This is a genomic window from Streptomyces sp. NPDC048504 (assembly GCF_043200035.1).
Taxonomy (GTDB): Bacteria; Actinomycetota; Actinomycetes; order Streptomycetales; family Streptomycetaceae; genus Streptomyces.
Genome location: NZ_JBICXA010000004.1, coordinates 138,363 through 153,254, shown reverse-complemented (window position 1 = coordinate 153,254; position 14,892 = coordinate 138,363). Strand labels below are relative to the sequence as shown.

15 protein-coding genes are annotated in these 14,892 nt (G+C 69.1%); 11 read left to right on the top strand and 4 right to left on the bottom strand.

The annotated features are described in order from the left end of the window. Nucleotides 1-60 precede the first annotated feature (60 nt). The 8 genes from ACGFY9_RS11600 (at nt 61) to ACGFY9_RS11565 (ending at nt 8,704) form a co-directional block, all read left to right on the top strand. A complete protein-coding gene (locus ACGFY9_RS11600) occupies nt 61-1,032 on the top strand; it encodes a TIGR01777 family oxidoreductase (RefSeq protein WP_393753531.1) in 972 nt (323 codons plus the stop codon). 30 nt (nt 1,033-1,062) lie between these two features. After that, nucleotides 1,063-1,257, top strand: coding sequence for a hypothetical protein (locus tag ACGFY9_RS11595; RefSeq protein ID WP_393753530.1), 195 nt, complete (start codon nt 1,063-1,065; stop codon nt 1,255-1,257). Nucleotides 1,258-1,400: 143 nt separating this feature from the next. Then, the gene (locus ACGFY9_RS11590; RefSeq protein ID WP_393753529.1) at nt 1,401-2,441 is read left to right on the top strand and encodes an NUDIX domain-containing protein; all 1,041 of its coding nucleotides are present in this window, start codon (nt 1,401-1,403) and stop codon (nt 2,439-2,441) included. A 250-nt stretch (nt 2,442-2,691) separates the two neighbouring features. After that, complete coding sequence (locus tag ACGFY9_RS11585; protein ID WP_393753528.1) at nt 2,692-4,509, top strand: ABC transporter family substrate-binding protein; 1,818 nt, start codon at nt 2,692-2,694, stop codon at nt 4,507-4,509. Nucleotides 4,510-4,622: 113 nt separating this feature from the next. Continuing rightward, nucleotides 4,623-5,609, top strand: coding sequence for an ABC transporter permease (locus ACGFY9_RS11580; RefSeq protein WP_393753527.1), 987 nt, complete (start codon nt 4,623-4,625; stop codon nt 5,607-5,609). Beyond that, nucleotides 5,602-6,522, top strand: a complete 921-nt coding sequence (locus tag ACGFY9_RS11575) for an ABC transporter permease (protein WP_393753526.1) — start codon at nt 5,602-5,604, stop codon at nt 6,520-6,522. The genes ACGFY9_RS11580 and ACGFY9_RS11575 overlap by 8 nt, the downstream gene beginning before the upstream one ends. Nucleotides 6,523-6,539: 17 nt before the next feature. After that, nucleotides 6,540-7,637 carry an ABC transporter ATP-binding protein gene (locus ACGFY9_RS11570; RefSeq protein ID WP_393753879.1) on the top strand — a complete coding sequence of 366 codons (1,098 nt, stop codon included), beginning with the start codon at nt 6,540-6,542 and terminating at the stop codon, nt 7,635-7,637. Next, entirely contained in the window at nt 7,634-8,704 is a 1,071-nt protein-coding gene (locus tag ACGFY9_RS11565; protein ID WP_393753525.1) for an ABC transporter ATP-binding protein, read from the top strand. The genes ACGFY9_RS11570 and ACGFY9_RS11565 overlap by 4 nt, the downstream gene beginning before the upstream one ends. Here the strand turns inward: ACGFY9_RS11565 and ACGFY9_RS11560 are convergent. The 3 genes from ACGFY9_RS11560 to ACGFY9_RS11550 are packed head-to-tail and all read right to left on the bottom strand — an operon-like array spanning nt 8,677 to nt 11,443. Further along, nucleotides 8,677-9,732 (bottom strand): protein kinase family protein, encoded by a 1,056-nt coding sequence (locus ACGFY9_RS11560; RefSeq protein ID WP_393753524.1) that lies wholly within the window; start codon nt 9,730-9,732, stop codon nt 8,677-8,679. The two genes, ACGFY9_RS11565 and ACGFY9_RS11560, sit on opposite strands and share 28 nt — an antisense overlap. Before the next feature lie 15 nt (nt 9,733-9,747). Beyond that, entirely contained in the window at nt 9,748-10,050 is a 303-nt protein-coding gene (locus ACGFY9_RS11555; protein ID WP_393753523.1) for a DUF1905 domain-containing protein, read from the bottom strand. A gap of 37 nt (nt 10,051-10,087) precedes the next feature. Further along, complete coding sequence (locus ACGFY9_RS11550; protein ID WP_393753522.1) at nt 10,088-11,443, bottom strand: dipeptidase; 1,356 nt, start codon at nt 11,441-11,443, stop codon at nt 10,088-10,090. 132 nt (nt 11,444-11,575) lie between these two features. Here ACGFY9_RS11550 and ACGFY9_RS11545 point away from each other — a divergent pair, with 132 nt between their 5' ends. Continuing rightward, nucleotides 11,576-12,844 (top strand): geranylgeranyl reductase family protein, encoded by a 1,269-nt coding sequence (locus ACGFY9_RS11545; protein WP_393753521.1) that lies wholly within the window; start codon nt 11,576-11,578, stop codon nt 12,842-12,844. Here ACGFY9_RS11545 and ACGFY9_RS11540 read toward each other — a convergent pair. After that, nucleotides 12,834-13,283, bottom strand: coding sequence for a nitroreductase family deazaflavin-dependent oxidoreductase (locus ACGFY9_RS11540; RefSeq protein ID WP_019065153.1), 450 nt, complete (start codon nt 13,281-13,283; stop codon nt 12,834-12,836). The genes ACGFY9_RS11545 and ACGFY9_RS11540 overlap by 11 nt on opposite strands. A gap of 196 nt (nt 13,284-13,479) precedes the next feature. Between ACGFY9_RS11540 and ACGFY9_RS11535 the strand changes: the two genes are divergently transcribed. Both ACGFY9_RS11535 and ACGFY9_RS11530 read left to right on the top strand, forming a co-directional pair. Next, the gene (locus ACGFY9_RS11535; protein WP_393753520.1) at nt 13,480-14,172 is read left to right on the top strand and encodes a TetR/AcrR family transcriptional regulator; all 693 of its coding nucleotides are present in this window, start codon (nt 13,480-13,482) and stop codon (nt 14,170-14,172) included. 127 nt (nt 14,173-14,299) lie between these two features. After that, complete coding sequence (locus tag ACGFY9_RS11530; protein WP_393753519.1) at nt 14,300-14,842, top strand: polyketide cyclase; 543 nt, start codon at nt 14,300-14,302, stop codon at nt 14,840-14,842. Nucleotides 14,843-14,892 lie beyond the last annotated feature (50 nt).

Here is a 14,892-nt window from a genome sequence, read left to right as displayed (position 1 = left end):
GAGTTTTGAACACGTTCAACTTTCTGCGCTAGGCTCACTCCCGACAGAAGGGGGAGCCCGGTGAAGATCGTCATTCCCGGTGGCACGGGACAGGTGGGCGCGATCCTGGACCGCGCCCTGACCGAGGCGGGTCACGAGGTCGTCGTCCTGACCCGGCGGCCGAGGCGCGACCGCGAGGTGTGGTGGGACGGCGAGAACCCGGGCTCCTGGGCCCGGGAGATCGACGGCAGCGACATCGTGATCAACCTGGCGGGCCGCAGCGTCAGTTGCCGCTACACCTCCGCCAACCTCAAGGCCATGATGGACTCGCGCGTGCACTCCACCCGGGTCGTCGGCGAGGCCGTCGCGGCCGCCGCGCACCCGCCACGCGTCTGGTTGCAGATGAGCACCGCCACCGTCTACGCCCACCGCTACGACGCCCCCAACGACGAGGCCACCGGCGTGATCGGCGGCGCCGAACCCGACGTGCCCGACTACTGGTCCTACAGCGTCGAGATCGCCAAGAACTGGGAACGCGAGCAGGAGCGCGCCGACACCCCGCACACCCGCAAGGTCGCCCTGCGCGCCGCCATGGTGATGAGCCCCGACCGCGGCGGCGTCTTCGACGTCCTGTCGGGGCTGGTCCGGCTCGGGCTCGGCGGGCCGGTCGCGGGCGGTGCCCAGTACGTCTCGTGGATCCACGACCAGGACTTCGTGCGCGCGGTCGAGTTCCTGATCGACCGGGGTGACATCGCCGGACCGGTGAACCTCGCCGCCCCCGGACCGCTCCCGCAGCGCGCCTTCATGCGCGTCCTGCGCGCCGCCCGGGGAGTCCCTGTCGGGCTGCCCGCCACGAAGTGGATGGCAGAACTGGGCGCCTTCGCCCTGCGATCGGACACCGAACTCCTCCTCAAGAGCCGCCGGGTCGTGCCGGGACGGCTGCTGGCGGAGGGGTTCACCTTCGACCATCCGCAGTGGCCCGAGGCGGCCGTAGATCTCGTACGGAGGGCGCGGGACGGCGCGGGTTCCATCCGGCGGGCCGTCCGGGCGTGACCCCGGCGCGCTTCGTCAGTTGAACGGGGCATGAAGAAGCGCAGCATGCTGGCCATCGCCTCCCTCGCCACCGGTTTCGTCGTCGCCGCGATCTCCCCGTCGCACTCCCACGACCACGACGTACTCGGCGATCTGAACGTCAAGGACACCGTGGGTTCCGTGGATCACCTCGTCAGTGACGGCAGCTTCGCCGTCGACGAGGGTGCCCTGGGAGAGAACAGCTGATACCGGTCGAAAGCGTACGGCGCCGGTGCCTCGTCGGAGGGGGCACCGGCGCCGTCGTATGCGGGCTCTCAACTGCGGCTGGTTTCCGTGGCAGGGTGGAACGGGCAAGCCTCAGGGGGCCAATAGAAGAGGGGGAACTGTCCGTGATCGTCTGGATCAACGGCGCGTTCGGTGCAGGCAAGACCACCACCGCACGGGAACTGATCGAACTGATCCCGAACAGCACGCTCTTCGACCCCGAGGTCATCGGCGGAGCACTGCCGCACCTGCTCCCGCCCAAGCACCTCGCAGAGGTCGGCGACTTCCAGGACCTGCGGATGTGGCGGCGGCTCGTGATCGACACGGCGGCGGCGATGCTCGCCGAGCTGGGCGGGACCCTCGTCGTCCCGATGACCCTGCTGCGCCAGGAGTACCGGGACGAGATCTTCGGCGGTCTGGCGGCCCGCCGGGTCACGGTCCGGCATGTCCTCCTGGCTCCGGCGGAAACGATCCTGCGCGAGCGAATAGCCGGCCGGGAGGTCCCACCGGACCTCCCCGACGGCGAGATCCGGACACGGCAGTGGGCGTACGACCACATCGAGTCGTACCGCGCCGCCCTCGGCTCCTGGCTCACCGCCGACGCCCATCTCGTCGACACCAGCGCGCTCACCCCGTACGAGACGGCCGCCCGGATCGCCGGGGCCGTCGGCAGCGGTGCCGTGCCCGTGTGCGACATCGTGCAGACCCCGGAACCCACCTCCGAGACCCTCGCGGCCGGAGTGCTCCTCTTCGACGAACAGGACCGCGTCCTGCTCGTCGACCCCACCTACAAAGCAGGCTGGGAGTTCCCCGGCGGTGTCGTCGAATCCGGCGAGGCACCCGCCCGGGCCGGCATGCGCGAGGTCACCGAGGAGACCGGCATCGTGCTCGACGAGGTCCCCCGCCTGCTCGTCGTCGACTGGGAACCGCCCGTACCACCCGGCTACGGCGGGCTGCGCCTCCTCTTCGACGGCGGCCGGCTGGACGCCGCCGTGGCCGACCAACTGCTGCTGCCCGGACCGGAGTTGCGCGGCTGGTGCTTCGCCACCGAGGAGGAGGCCGCCGATCTGCTGCCGCCGGTCCGCTACGAGCGGCTGCGGTGGGCGCTGAGGGCCCGGGAACGCGGGGCCGCGCTCTACTTGGAGGCGGGCGTACCCCTTGGCTGACGACACGTCAATTTGCGGTCTGATCAACGATGTTGGACGTGACTTTGCCTTTTCGGGGGCGCCACCTGGCGATTTTGCGGGGTGTGGGTCATTCCGATAACAAAGCGAGGGTGAATTGTCGCCTTCCCGGTATGAACAAGAACGTGAAGAAGGTACATCGGAGCTCTAACGTCTTTGCGCAGCTCAGTTCTCTCGCGGCCGTCGGCCGCCTTGACGGGACCGGACCTTCCGCCGGTCGAAGGAGAAGAACATGCGCGCGCCATCCTCGGCCCTCACCCGGGCCCTCACTCTCGCCGCCGGGCTCACCCTGGCGCTCACCGCCTGCAGCAGCAGTGGCGGGGGCGGCGGCTCCAACAAGGGCAGCTCGGCCGGCCTCACGTCCTGCAACACCGTGGGCAAGGCCAACACCTGCAACTCGGCCGCCACCAAGTCCGGCGGAACGTTCACCTATGTGCTGGAGAAGAACATCCAGCAGTGGAACGTCCAGGACGTCAACGGCAACACCTTCGAGAACGGGGAGGCCCTGGAGGTCGTCCTGCCTCAGGTGTTCATCCCCCAGCCCGACTTCACCGTCGCTCTCAACACCGACCTGGTGACCTCGGCGACGCAGACCAGCACCAGCCCGCAGACCATCGTCTACAAGATCAACCCGAAGGCGGCGTGGAACGACGGCACGCCCATCACCGCCGACGACTTCGTCTACTACTGGCGCACCAACAACGGCAAGGACTGCCCGCCGCCGCCCGCCAGCGACTCCACGCAGACCAAGGGCTGTCTGCCGCAGAGCACCGCGGGCTACGACCGCATCAAGTCCCTCACCCCGTCCGACAACGGCAAGACCTTCACCATGGTGATGTCGAAGCCGTACTCGGACTGGAAGTCCCTGTTCGGCGCGGGCTATCCGCTGTATCCGGCCCACACCGCCGAGAAGCTCTCCGGCGCCAAGGCCGGTGACGCCGCCGCCATGACGGCCACGCAGATGGCGCAGGCCTGGCAGTACTTCCTGAAGACGCCGCCCACCAAGTACCCCACCGCGGGTGCCTACAAGATGCAGCAGTGGGTCGACAACGACCACGCCACCTACGTGCCTGACCCCAAGTGGACCGGCGCGAAGAAGGCCACCCTGCAGCGGCTGATCTTCAAGGTGATCTCGGACGCGACTCAGGAGCCAACTGCCCTGAAGAACAACGAGGTTCAGGCGATCTACCCGCAGCCCGAGGTGGACCTGGTCAACCAGGTCAAGGACATCCCCGGCGTCACCTACACCATCGGCAACGGGCTGACCTGGGAGCACTTCGACCTCAACCTGCACGATCCGGTGATCGGCAAGTATCTGGCCCTGCGGCAGGCGATGTTCACGGCGATCAACACCAAGGACATCATCGCCAAGACGGTCGGCCAGTTCGACCCGGCCGTGAAGCCGCTCGGCAACCACAACTTCGTTCCCGGGCAGGCCGGTTACAAGGACGTGGTCTCCGCCAGCGGCCAGGGATCGGGTGACCTGACCAAGGCGAAGGCGTACCTCACCGCTGCCAAGTTCACCGGCGTGGGCACCGCGTTGAAGACACCGGACGGCAAGGCCGTCGGACCCTTCAACTGCCGCTACACCACCGGCAACCAGATCCGGCAGAGCGAGTGCCAGATCCTGCAGAGCAACCTGGCGAGCCTCGGCATCAAGATCACCATCAAGCCGATCGGCGCCGCCGACCTCGGCACGGTCCTCGCCGGGCACCAGTACGACATCATCGTCTTCGCCTGGGTCGCACCGCCGTTCCCGAGCAGCGGCGCCCAGCAGAACTGGTTCACCGGCGGTGGCGGCAACTACGGCGGCTACAGCAACAAGACGGTCGACTCCCTGATCTCCCAGGCCATCGGTGAGACCGACGCGACGAAGGCCGCGGCGCTCCTCAACCAGGCCGACCAGCTCATGGTGAACGACGCCTACGTCCTGCCGCTGTACCAGAAGCCGACGTTCCTCGCCGTGCAGACACGGTTCGTCAACATGCGGAACAACTCGTCGAACGTGGGCCCTGCCTACAACACCGGCACCTGGGGCCTGAAGAAGTAGCTCTACGGCTGACAGCTCCACCGGCACGCCCGTCGAGCCCGGCCCCGCGGACACCGGGGCCGGGCCCGGCCCGGACGGCATCCACGACCCGCCGGCCTCCGAGAGAAGACCGCATGCTCGCCTACACCGTGCGCCGCATCCTCGTCTCCATACCCGTCCTCATCATCTCGACGTTCATCGTGTTCCTGGTCGTCATCAACTCCGGCGACCCGGTGGCCAACTTCGCCACCTCACGACAACCCGCGCCCAGCAAAGCGGCGGTGACCGCGTTCGCCCGACACATCCACGCCAACGAGCCGGTCATGGAACGCTATTGGAACTGGATCACCGGCGTCCTTCACGGCGACTTCGGCCCCTCCGTGCAGAGCAACCTGAACATCGGGCACGACCTGTTCACCCGCTTCAAGGTGACCATCACCCTGGTCGCCGCCGCGATGATCCTCGCGCTGATCATGGCCGTCGTCTTCGGCGTGTTCAGCGCCATCCGGCAGTACTCCGCCGCCGACTACACGATCACCTTCTTCGGCTTCCTCTTCCTCGCCATGCCCGTCTTCTGGTTCGCGGTGCTGCTCAAGCAGGCCGGGATCTGGTTCAACCAGAAGACCGGCAGCCAGTTCCTCGGCACCATCGGCGAGAAATCGCCGTACCTCGAAGTCGACACCACCTGGAACCAGTTCACCGATCACGTCGGTCACTTGATCCTGCCCACCATCACCCTCGCGCTGGTCTCCTTCGCGTCCTGGACCCGCTACACCCGCGCCTCCATGCTGGAGGTCCTCAACAGCGACTACGTACGGCTCGCCCGCGCCAAGGGGCTGCGGCGCGGCAGGGTGATGACCCGGCACGCGCTGCGCACCGCCCTGATCCCGCTCGCCACCGTGACCGCGCTCGACATCGCGATCATCCTGGGCGGCGCGGTGATCACGGAGACGATCTTCCAGTGGCACGGCATGGGCGAGATGCTGGTCCAGGCGGCGACCACGCTCGACGTCTACCGCACCATGGCCTGGCTGTTGCTCTCCGCCGTCGTCGTCATCGGGTTCAACCTCATCGCCGATCTGCTCTACGCCGTACTCGACCCGAGGATCCGCTATGACTGACATCGAGGCACCGGGGTCTGCGGGCACTCAACTACCGCGCGGGGACCACGAGTTCACCGTAAAGCAGCGCACCCAGACCCAGCTGGTGCTACGTCGGTTCGTGCGCCACCGGGCCGCGATGGTCAGCCTGGTCGTGTTCGTGCTGATCATCCTGTGGGCGTTCATCGGCCCGCACCTGTGGCACTACTCGTACCAGAAGTACACCGAGGACAACTCCAAACCCCCTTCCTGGAAGCATCCGTTCGGCACCGACTCCTCGGGCTACGACGGCTACGCCCAGGTCATGCGCGGCACCCAGACCTCGCTCAAGATCGCCATCATGATCGCGCTCGGCTCCACGCTGCTCGGCGCGATCTGGGGAGCCGTCGCCGGCTTCTACCGGGGCATCGTCGACGCGGTCATGATGCGCATCGCCGACCTGGTGCTGACCCTGCCGCTGTTCGCGATCGCGCTGGTCATCTCCTCGCGCACCGGCGGTTCCTGGTACTGGATCGCCATCGTGATCGCCGGACTCACCTGGGCGTACGTGGCCCGTGTCGTGCGCTCGGCCGTACTGTCGCTGCGCGAGAAGGAGTTCATCGAGGCGGCGCGGGCGCTCGGTGCCTCGGACACGCGGATCATCTTCCGGCATCTGCTGCCGAACGCGCTGGGACCGATCATCGTGAACGCGACGATCCTGGTGGCGACCGGCATCCTCACCGAGACCGCGCTCTCCTTCCTGGGTTTCGGCGTCCAGCCCCCGGACACCTCCCTGGGGTTGCTGGTCTCGCAGGCGCAGACGGCGGTCGAGACCCGGCCCTGGCTCTTCTACATCCCCGGCGCGTTCATCATCGCCATCGCGCTGACCATCAACTTCATCGGCGACGGACTGCGCGACGCCTTCGACCCCCGGCAGCAAAGGGTGCGACAGTGACGACCACGAGTCATGGAGTGCGGGAGGTCCCCGTGACGTCCGCCGTGCTCGAAGTCGAGGACCTCAGCGTGGAGTTCGCGACGGAGGACGGTCTGGTACGGGCCGTGCGCGGTGTCGGCTACCGGCTCGACCGGGGCGAATCGCTGGGCATCGTCGGCGAGTCCGGGTCCGGGAAGTCGGTGACCGCCCTCGCCGTGATGGGGCTGCTGCCGACCGGCGCCAAGGTGCGCGGCTCGGTCCGCTTCGAGGGCACCGAACTGCTCGGGCTGTCCGACGCCCGCCTGTCCGACCTGCGCGGCAGTGGCATCGCGATGATCTTCCAGGACCCGATGACCTCCCTCAACCCCGTCTACAACGTGGGCTATCAGATCAGCGAGACCCTGCTCCGCCACAACCCCGAGATGAAGCACAAGGACGCCCGCAAACGCGCGATCGAACTGCTCGGCACGGTCGGCATCCCCAGCCCCGAACGGCGCGTCGACAGCTACCCGCACGAGATGTCGGGCGGCATGCGCCAGCGCGTCGTCATCGCCATCGCGATGGCCAACGACCCGGACGTGATCATCGCCGACGAGCCGACCACCGCCCTCGACGTCACCGTGCAGGCTCAGATCCTCGAAGCCCTGGAGACCGCCCGCGCCGAGACCGGCGCGGCGCTCGTCCTCATCACCCACGACCTCGGTGTGGTGGCCGGCCACACCGACCGGGTCGCGGTCATGTACGCGGGCCGGATAGTGGAGACCGGCTCCGTCGAGGACATCTTCTACACCCCGCGTATGCCCTACACTCTTGGCCTGCTCGGCTCCCTGCCCCGCATGGACCGTGAGGAAGCACGTCTCACCCCCATCACCGGCTCACCGCCGAGCCTGCTCAACCTGCCACCGGGCTGCCCCTTCTCACCCCGCTGCCCGATGAGCCGGGACGTGTGCGACACGGACGAGCCCGCCCTGCGCAGGGCCGGCGGCGACCTCCACCTCAGCGCCTGCCACTTCGCCGACGAACTCGTCGACACCGGCGCCGGTCAGGTCTTCGAGGCGGTCGGCGCGGACACCGAGGCCCTGGCCCGCTTCGCCGACGCGGCCACCGCCACGAACCCCGAGGAGGACGCCGTATGACCGCGCCCGCGCAGGCCGCCACCCCCCTGCCGCCGCTGCCCGGACACGGTGGCACCGGCGAACCGGTCCTCCAGGTAAGGGACTTGGTCAAGCACTTCCCGGTGATGTCCAAGGGTGTCATCCGCCACCGCGTCGGCGACGTGCACGCCGTGTGCGGGGTCTCCTTCGACCTCCACGAGAACGAAACCCTGGGCCTGGTGGGGGAGTCGGGCTCCGGCAAGACGACGATCTCCCGCACCGTCCTCGGCCTTGAGCGGGCCACCTCGGGCCGCGTCCGCTACGGCGAGCATGAGCTCACCGAGCTGAGCAGACGTCAGATGCGGCCGCTGCGGCGCGAGTTGCAGATCGTCTTCCAGGATCCGTACGCCTCGCTCGACCCGCGGATGACCGTCCATGAGATCGTCGCCGAGCCTCTGCGCATCCACGGCCGGTACGGGTCCGGAGCAGGCGGTGAGGTGAGCGAACTCCTGCGCCTGGTCGGGCTCAACCCCGAGCACGGCAACCGATTCGCCCACGAGTTCTCCGGCGGACAGCGCCAACGCATCGGTATCGCACGGGCGTTGGCCCTGCACCCGAAGGTGATCATCCTCGACGAGCCGGTGTCGGCGCTCGACGTGTCGATCCAGGCGGGCGTTCTCAACCTGCTGATGGACCTGCAGAGCGAACTGAGCCTGTCGTTTCTCTTCGTCGCCCACGACCTGTCGGTGATGCGCCATGTGGCAGGGCGGGTGGCCGTCATGTACCTGGGGCGGCTGGTCGAAATCGCCCCGGCACGGCAGTTGTTCGCCCGCCCGGCACACCCGTACACCCAGGCCCTGGTCTCCGCCATCCCGCTGCCCGACCCCCGCAAGGAACGCGCCCGGAAACGGATCACCATCCAGGGCGACGTCCCGAGCCCCGTCCGCCCGCCCAGCGGCTGCCGCTTCCGCACCCGCTGCCCCAAGTTCGCGAACCAGCTCACCGACAGCGAACGGACGTCGTGCGTCGAGGAGATACCGGCGCTGGTGGACCGGGGCGGCGGCAACCCGGTCGCCTGCCACTACGCGGAGAGCGTGGAGTTGCTGTAGTCGAGCCCGAGTTCCTCGGCGGACGGGTACGGAATAAGCCTGCTCTCGTCGCACAGACGGTGGTTGAAGTCGCCCACCGTCGCGCCGAGTCGGGCGTACCGGGAGATGAGCCCGGCGGCGGCCCCGGGGATGCCCTCGGGCGGTTTGCCGTCGGCGCACGCGCGGATGAAGTCCTCGCGTTCGTCCCTGCCGTAGCCGTACAGGTCCACGACGAGCCAGTGCACCAGGTAGGAGAAGGCGTACGCACGGTCGTAGTGACGGTGGCGGTCGTAGAAGTCCCGTTCGTCCGCCGCGAGTTGGAAACGCGGGGAGAGGGCGAGGCCGTAGTCGGCGAGGTAGAGCTGGTGTCCGTCGGTGAGGATGTTCCTGAAGTGGACGTCGAAGTGCGTGAGTCGGTGCTCGTGGAGGAAACCGGTGACGGCTTCGAGGCCCTGCTCCACGAGGGCGCAGGCGGTGTCGGGGTCGTCGGTGCGCAACTGCTCGGAGAGCCAGTCGTGCAGGGTGTGCGGCAGGTGTTCCATGAACAGCGTCAGGCTCGCGGACGCCGTGCGCACGGCCTCGATGTGCTCACGTCCGGTGCCCCAGTAGGCCACGTTCCGCTCCACGTCGGCGAGTTCGTCGGGCAGCGGCTGTCCCGGGTCGTGCAGCACGCGCCAATGGTGGAGGAGTGGGAAGCCCGAAAAGCGGCCGGAGAGGACCCAGTTGGTCGTCATCTCGTGGACGGCCAGCTCGCGCCAGACGCCGAAGCCGGGGTTGGGGACCGCGCCGATGCCGAAGTGGCAGTAGGAGGGCGCTCCGAACACGTTGGCCGTGGACCGGACGTTCTCCGGCCGCCGCTCGACATCGGTGAGCGGCATCCGCTTCACGAACACCCTTCTGCCGTCCACCTCGACCAGGGCCGAGCGACCGCCCACGCTGGTGCCCAACGGCGTGCCGGCCTCGACCAGTTCGGCGAGTTCGTGGTCGGAGAGCAGGGCGAGGGACGTGGCGATGTCGCTGTGGGCGACGAGGCGCGAGATGGGAGCCATGTGTCCCATCTTCGTTCAGCCGACCGGGAGTTGGAGGTCGATGGTCATTTCCACCGTCACCTCGTCGTCCGCCGCGAGACCCTGCGGCTTGCGCACGGCGTTCTTGAGCGGCAGCAGATACCCGCCGTCCTTGGGGAAGAGCGACGTGGTGAACAGCGCGTCGCCGATCCTGGCCTCGACCGGGATGACGCCCCAGCCGTACGAGGCGAGGGCGGCGACCTCACGGATGTCCGCCGACTCCTCGTCCGGCACGGGGACGAAGTAGTACGGCGAAGGGCCGCGCCACTCGATCACCCGGCCGGTGAAGACGAACCTCATCGATGCGGTGCCCTTCCTCAAGGACCGTCAGGCAGGCTCAGTTGGCCGCGTAGTTCTGCAGGAACAGCGCCTCCGCCACCGACAGCCGCTCCAACTCCTCAGGGGACACGCTCTCGTTGAGCGCGTGGATCTGGGCCTCCGGCTCGCTGAGGCCGATGAGGAGGATCTCCGCCTGCGGGTAGAGGGCCGCGAGGGTGTTGCACAGCGGGATGGAGCCGCCCTGGCCGGCGTACTGCATCTCCTCGCCGGGGTAGGCGACCGCCATCGCGTCGGCCATCGCCGTGTACGCCGGGCTGGTCGTGTCGGCGCTGAACGGCTGACCCTGGCCGATCTGTTCGGTGCGGACGCGGGCGCCCCACGGGGTGTGGGCCTCCAGGTGGGCCTGGAGCAGCCTGGTCGCCTCGGCCGCGTCGACGCCCGGCGGCACCCGCAGGCTCACCAGCGCGCGGGCGCCGGCCTGCACGGAGGGGGTCGCGCCGACGACCGGCGGGCAGTCGATGCCGAGGACCGTGACGGCGGGGCGGGCCCAGATGCGGTCGGCGACCGCGTCGGAACCGATCAGCTCGACGCCGTCCAGCACCTTCGCGTCCTCGCGGAACTGCTCCTCGTCGTAGGCCAGTCCCTCCCAGGTCGCGTGGGCCGCGAGCCCGTCGACCGTCGTCGAGCCGTCCTTGCCGCGCAGCGAGTCCAGTACGCGGATCAGCGCGGCCAGCGCGTCGGGCGCGGCGCCGCCGAACTGGCCCGAGTGCAGGTTGCCTTCGAGGGTGTCGACCTGCACGCGCACCATGGTCATGCCGCGCAGGGTCGAGGTGACCGTGGGCAGACCGACCCGGAAGTTGCCTGTGTCGCCGATCACGATCGTGTCGGCGGCGAGGAGGTCGGGGTGTTCCTCCGCGTACCGCTCAAGCCCGCCGGTGCCCTGCTCCTCCGAGCCCTCGGCGATCACCTTGACGTGCACCGGGACACCGCCGTTGGCCTTGAGGGCGCGTAGCGCGAGCAGGTGCATGATCACGCCGCCCTTGCAGTCGGCGGCACCGCGCCCGTACCACCGGCCGTCGCGCTCGGTCAGTTCGAACGGCGGGCTCGTCCAGCCGGCCTCGTCCAGCGGGGGCTGCACGTCGTAGTGGGCGTACAGGAGGACGGTCTTGGCGCCCTCGGGGCCGGGCAGGAAGCCGTAGACGGACTGGGTGCCGTCCGGGGTGTCGAGCAGGGCCACGTCCTGGAAACCCTCGGTGCGCAGTGCGTCGGCGACCCAGTTCGCGGCGCCCTCGCTCTCGCTCTTCGGGAACTGGTCGAAGTCCGCCACCGATCGGAAGGCCACCAGCTCGGTGAGCTCCGTCCTCGCCGTGGGCATCAGCGAGGCGACGGTCTCGGCGACCGGATGCGACGACATGGGCACGCTCCTGGTGGGTGCGACGTTGTACGAGTGATGCCGTCGATCCTCCCACAGCGGTCTGGGGCGATGTCCGCCGTAGGATGCGGGGGACAGGTGCGGCAGCGGCTTGATCGGGAGCAGTAGACCATCGTGAGCAGCGAGAACTCTTCGGCGGACGACGACCAGCGGGTGTGGGACGTCGTCGTGGTGGGCGCGGGACCCGCGGGGGCTTCGGCCGCCTATGCGGCGGCGGTCGCGGGACGGCGCGTGCTGTTGCTGGAGAAAGCCGAGCTGCCCCGCTACAAGACATGCGGCGGCGGCATCATCGGACCCTCTCGTGACTCCCTCCCGCCCGGCTTCGAACTGCCGTTGAAGGACCGGGTGCACGCCATAACCTTCTCGAACAACGGGCGCTTCACGCGCACCCGCCGGTCCCGGCAGATGCTGTTCGGGCTGATCAACCGGCCCGAGTTCGACCAGCAGCTCGTCGAGCACGCGCAGAAGGCGGGCGCCGAGCTGCGTACGGGCGTCACAGTGACACGAGTCGAGCAGCACGGCTCCGCGGTCCCGGACCGGCGTACGGTCGCGGTCGTCCTGCAGGGCGGCGAGACGGTGCTCGCGCGGGCCGTCGTCGGCGCCGACGGCAGCGCCAGCCGCATAGGGGCGCACGTCGGGGTCAAGACCGACCAGGTGGACCTGGGGCTGGAGGCGGAGATCCCGGTGCCGGAGACCGTCGCCGAGGACTGGAAGGGCCGGGTGCTCATCGACTGGGGCCCCATTCCCGGGAGTTACGGCTGGGTCTTCCCCAAGGGCGACACGCTCACGGTCGGCGTGATCTCCGCGCGCGGTGAAGGCGCCGCCACCAAGCGGTACTTGGAGGACTTCATCGCCCGGCTCGGCCTCGCCGGCTTCGAACCGAGCATCTCCTCCGGGCACTTGACCCGGTGCCGGGCGGACGACTCGCCGCTGTCGCGCGGTCGTGTGCTGGTCTGCGGCGACGCGGCGGGGCTCCTGGAGCCGTGGACCCGTGAGGGCATCTCGTTCGCGCTGCGGTCGGGGCGGCTCGCGGGGGAGTGGGCGGTGCGGATCGCCGAGGCGCACGACGCCGTGGACACCCGCCGTCAGGCACTGAACTACGCGTTCGCGATCAAGGCGGGGCTCGGCGTCGAGATGAGCGTCGGCAAGAACATGCTGGCGGTCTTCGAGAAGCGCCCCGGTCTGTTCCACGCCGCCCTCACCGGCTTCCGGCCGGCCTGGAAGGCCTTCATGGACATCACCCGGGGCTCGACGACGCTGGGCGAACTCGTGCGCAGTCACCCGATGGCGCAGCGCGCGCTGACCGCGATCGACCGGAGGAACGCGGAGCCGGTGGAGCGCGTGGAGCCCACGGAGCCCGTGGAGGGCGAGGTCAGCTCCTGACCGTGACGTGGAACACCGGGTGGTCGGGGGCGATCCGGCGCAGCTCGTCGTCGGAGGAGTCCGGGCCGACTCCTCCGAAGAACACCCCGACCTCGGCCTTCCACCGCTTGAGGTAGGCGCGCAGCAGCGGCACCTTGTCGTCGCCGGTGACCTCGGTCGCGGTGAACGCGTCGACCTTCTTGCCGAGCCGCAGCTCGCCGCCGCCTGCCGCGCGCATGTTGTGCGTCCACTGGACGTGCCCGCGCGGGGCGACGAGGTACTGCTGTCCGTCCACCGTCAGCAGGTTCACCGGGGTGGTCCGCCACTCGCCGCTCTTCCGGCCGCGGACCGCCAGCACCCGTGAACCCCAGACGCTGAGACCGCGGCGGGTGAACCAGGCGACGGCGCGGTTGAAGACGTTCACGGTGAACCAGCCGGGCTTCTGGACGTGCGTGCTCATGACGACTCCCTGGGCGAAGAAGAAGGACGGTGAAGAAGCAGGACGAGGAGAACGGCGCTCGCTTTTGTGAGCACTGCTCTCGCTCTCGGGAACAGTCTGCATCGGCACGGCGGTCCAATGCAAGAGCGGTGCTCTCTTTTTTGTCTGCCGCTCTCGTTTGTGTGCGCTGCTCTGATTCCATGCCACACTGGCTCGTATGAGCACCACACAAGGCGCCCGCGCCCGAGCCCGGATCGAGGTCACCGCGGCCATCAAGGACGAGGCGCGCAGACAACTCGCCGCGGAGGGCGCCGCGAAGCTCTCGCTGCGCGCCGTGGCCCGTGAGCTGGGCATGGTCTCCTCCGCCCTGTACCGCTACTTCCCCAGCCGGGACGACCTGCTGACCGCTCTCATCATCGACGCGTACGACTCCCTGGGCGAGACCGCGGAGGCGGCACACTCCAAGGTGGCGGACGCGGGCCCGCTGCGCCGCTGGACGACGGTGTGCGAGGCGGTACGCGGCTGGGCGCTCGCGCACCCGCACGAATACGCCCTGATCTACGGCTCACCGGTCCCCGGCTACGTCGCCCCCGAGACGACGGTCCCGCCCGCCGCCCGCGTCGCCCTCCTCCTCATCGGCATCACGCGCGACGCGCACCGGGCCGGCACCCTGACCGAGCCCCCACTACCGGCCGACCTGCTCCCCGAGGCGAACCGCATGGTCGCGGACTTCGCCGGCGACCTCCCACCCGCGGTGGCCGTGGCCCTCGTCGCCGCGTGGGCCGAGTTGTACGGGCTGGTCAGCTTCGAGCTGTTCGGCCAGTTCCGCCGCGTCGTGGAGGACCGCGAGCCGTTCTTCCATCAGGCGGTACGGCGACTCGCCCTCGGGGTGGGTCTCGCGGACGTCTAGCAGATCCTCGACTCCGGCCGCTGCCGCCGATGAATTCTGCCTCGTCGCGCTGTCTGCAAGGTGGGAACGTCCCGCTTCCCGATCCTGCGGGAGGCCCGGGACGAGATGACAAGGGAGCGTGCACACCGTGGACCAGGAGAGCGTGAGCGCCGGCCTGACTGTCGCTGTGCCCGTCGCGAGGGTGTTCGCGGTGCTGGCGGACCCGACGACGCATTCCGCGATCGACGGCACCGGCTGGGTTCAGGAGTCCGTCGACCGGGCGCGACTGACCGAGGTGGGGCAGATTTTCCGGATGGACATGTATCACTCCGGCCATCCCAACGGTGACTACCAGGTGGTCAACAAGGTCCAGGTGCTCGACCCGCCGCGCGCCATCGGCTGGCTGACGGGGCAGGACAGGGGCAACGGTGACCTGGAGTTCGGCGGCTGGATCTGGCGCTACGACCTCGCGCCGCTCGGCCCGTCCGAGACCGAGGTGACGCTCACCTACGACTGGTCGGCGGTGCCGCAGTTCATCCGGGATCGCGGCATCCGGTTCCCGCCGTTCGGCCCGGAGCACCTCATCAACTCGCTGCACCACCTGGCCGAGCTCGCCGCATCGCCGTCCCGGGCCTCGGCGCCTCACGGGGTAGACCGGTTTCCGGACGTACTCCCCGGGAAGTACACGTGATCACCCCGTCCGGCTGACGCCCCCGACGCCGCCCGGCGTCTAGCGTGACG

Excerpts from the sequence above, each read along its gene's own strand:
- ACGFY9_RS11555 (WP_393753523.1), bottom strand. The coding sequence starts at position 10,050 with ATGAGGTTCGTCTTCACCGGCCGGGTGATCGAGTGGCGCGGCCCTTCG.
- ACGFY9_RS11585 (WP_393753528.1), top strand. The coding sequence starts at position 2,692 with ATGCGCGCGCCATCCTCGGCCCTCACCCGGGCCCTCACTCTCGCCGCC.
- ACGFY9_RS11575 (WP_393753526.1), top strand. The coding sequence starts at position 5,602 with ATGACTGACATCGAGGCACCGGGGTCTGCGGGCACTCAACTACCGCGC.
- ACGFY9_RS11540 (WP_019065153.1), bottom strand. The coding sequence starts at position 13,283 with ATGAGCACGCACGTCCAGAAGCCCGGCTGGTTCACCGTGAACGTCTTC.
- ACGFY9_RS11565 (WP_393753525.1), top strand. The coding sequence starts at position 7,634 with ATGACCGCGCCCGCGCAGGCCGCCACCCCCCTGCCGCCGCTGCCCGGA.
- ACGFY9_RS11535 (WP_393753520.1), top strand. The coding sequence starts at position 13,480 with ATGAGCACCACACAAGGCGCCCGCGCCCGAGCCCGGATCGAGGTCACC.
- ACGFY9_RS11560 (WP_393753524.1), bottom strand. The coding sequence starts at position 9,732 with ATGGCTCCCATCTCGCGCCTCGTCGCCCACAGCGACATCGCCACGTCC.
- ACGFY9_RS11550 (WP_393753522.1), bottom strand. The coding sequence starts at position 11,443 with ATGTCGTCGCATCCGGTCGCCGAGACCGTCGCCTCGCTGATGCCCACG.
- ACGFY9_RS11580 (WP_393753527.1), top strand. The coding sequence starts at position 4,623 with ATGCTCGCCTACACCGTGCGCCGCATCCTCGTCTCCATACCCGTCCTC.
- ACGFY9_RS11595 (WP_393753530.1), top strand. The coding sequence starts at position 1,063 with ATGAAGAAGCGCAGCATGCTGGCCATCGCCTCCCTCGCCACCGGTTTC.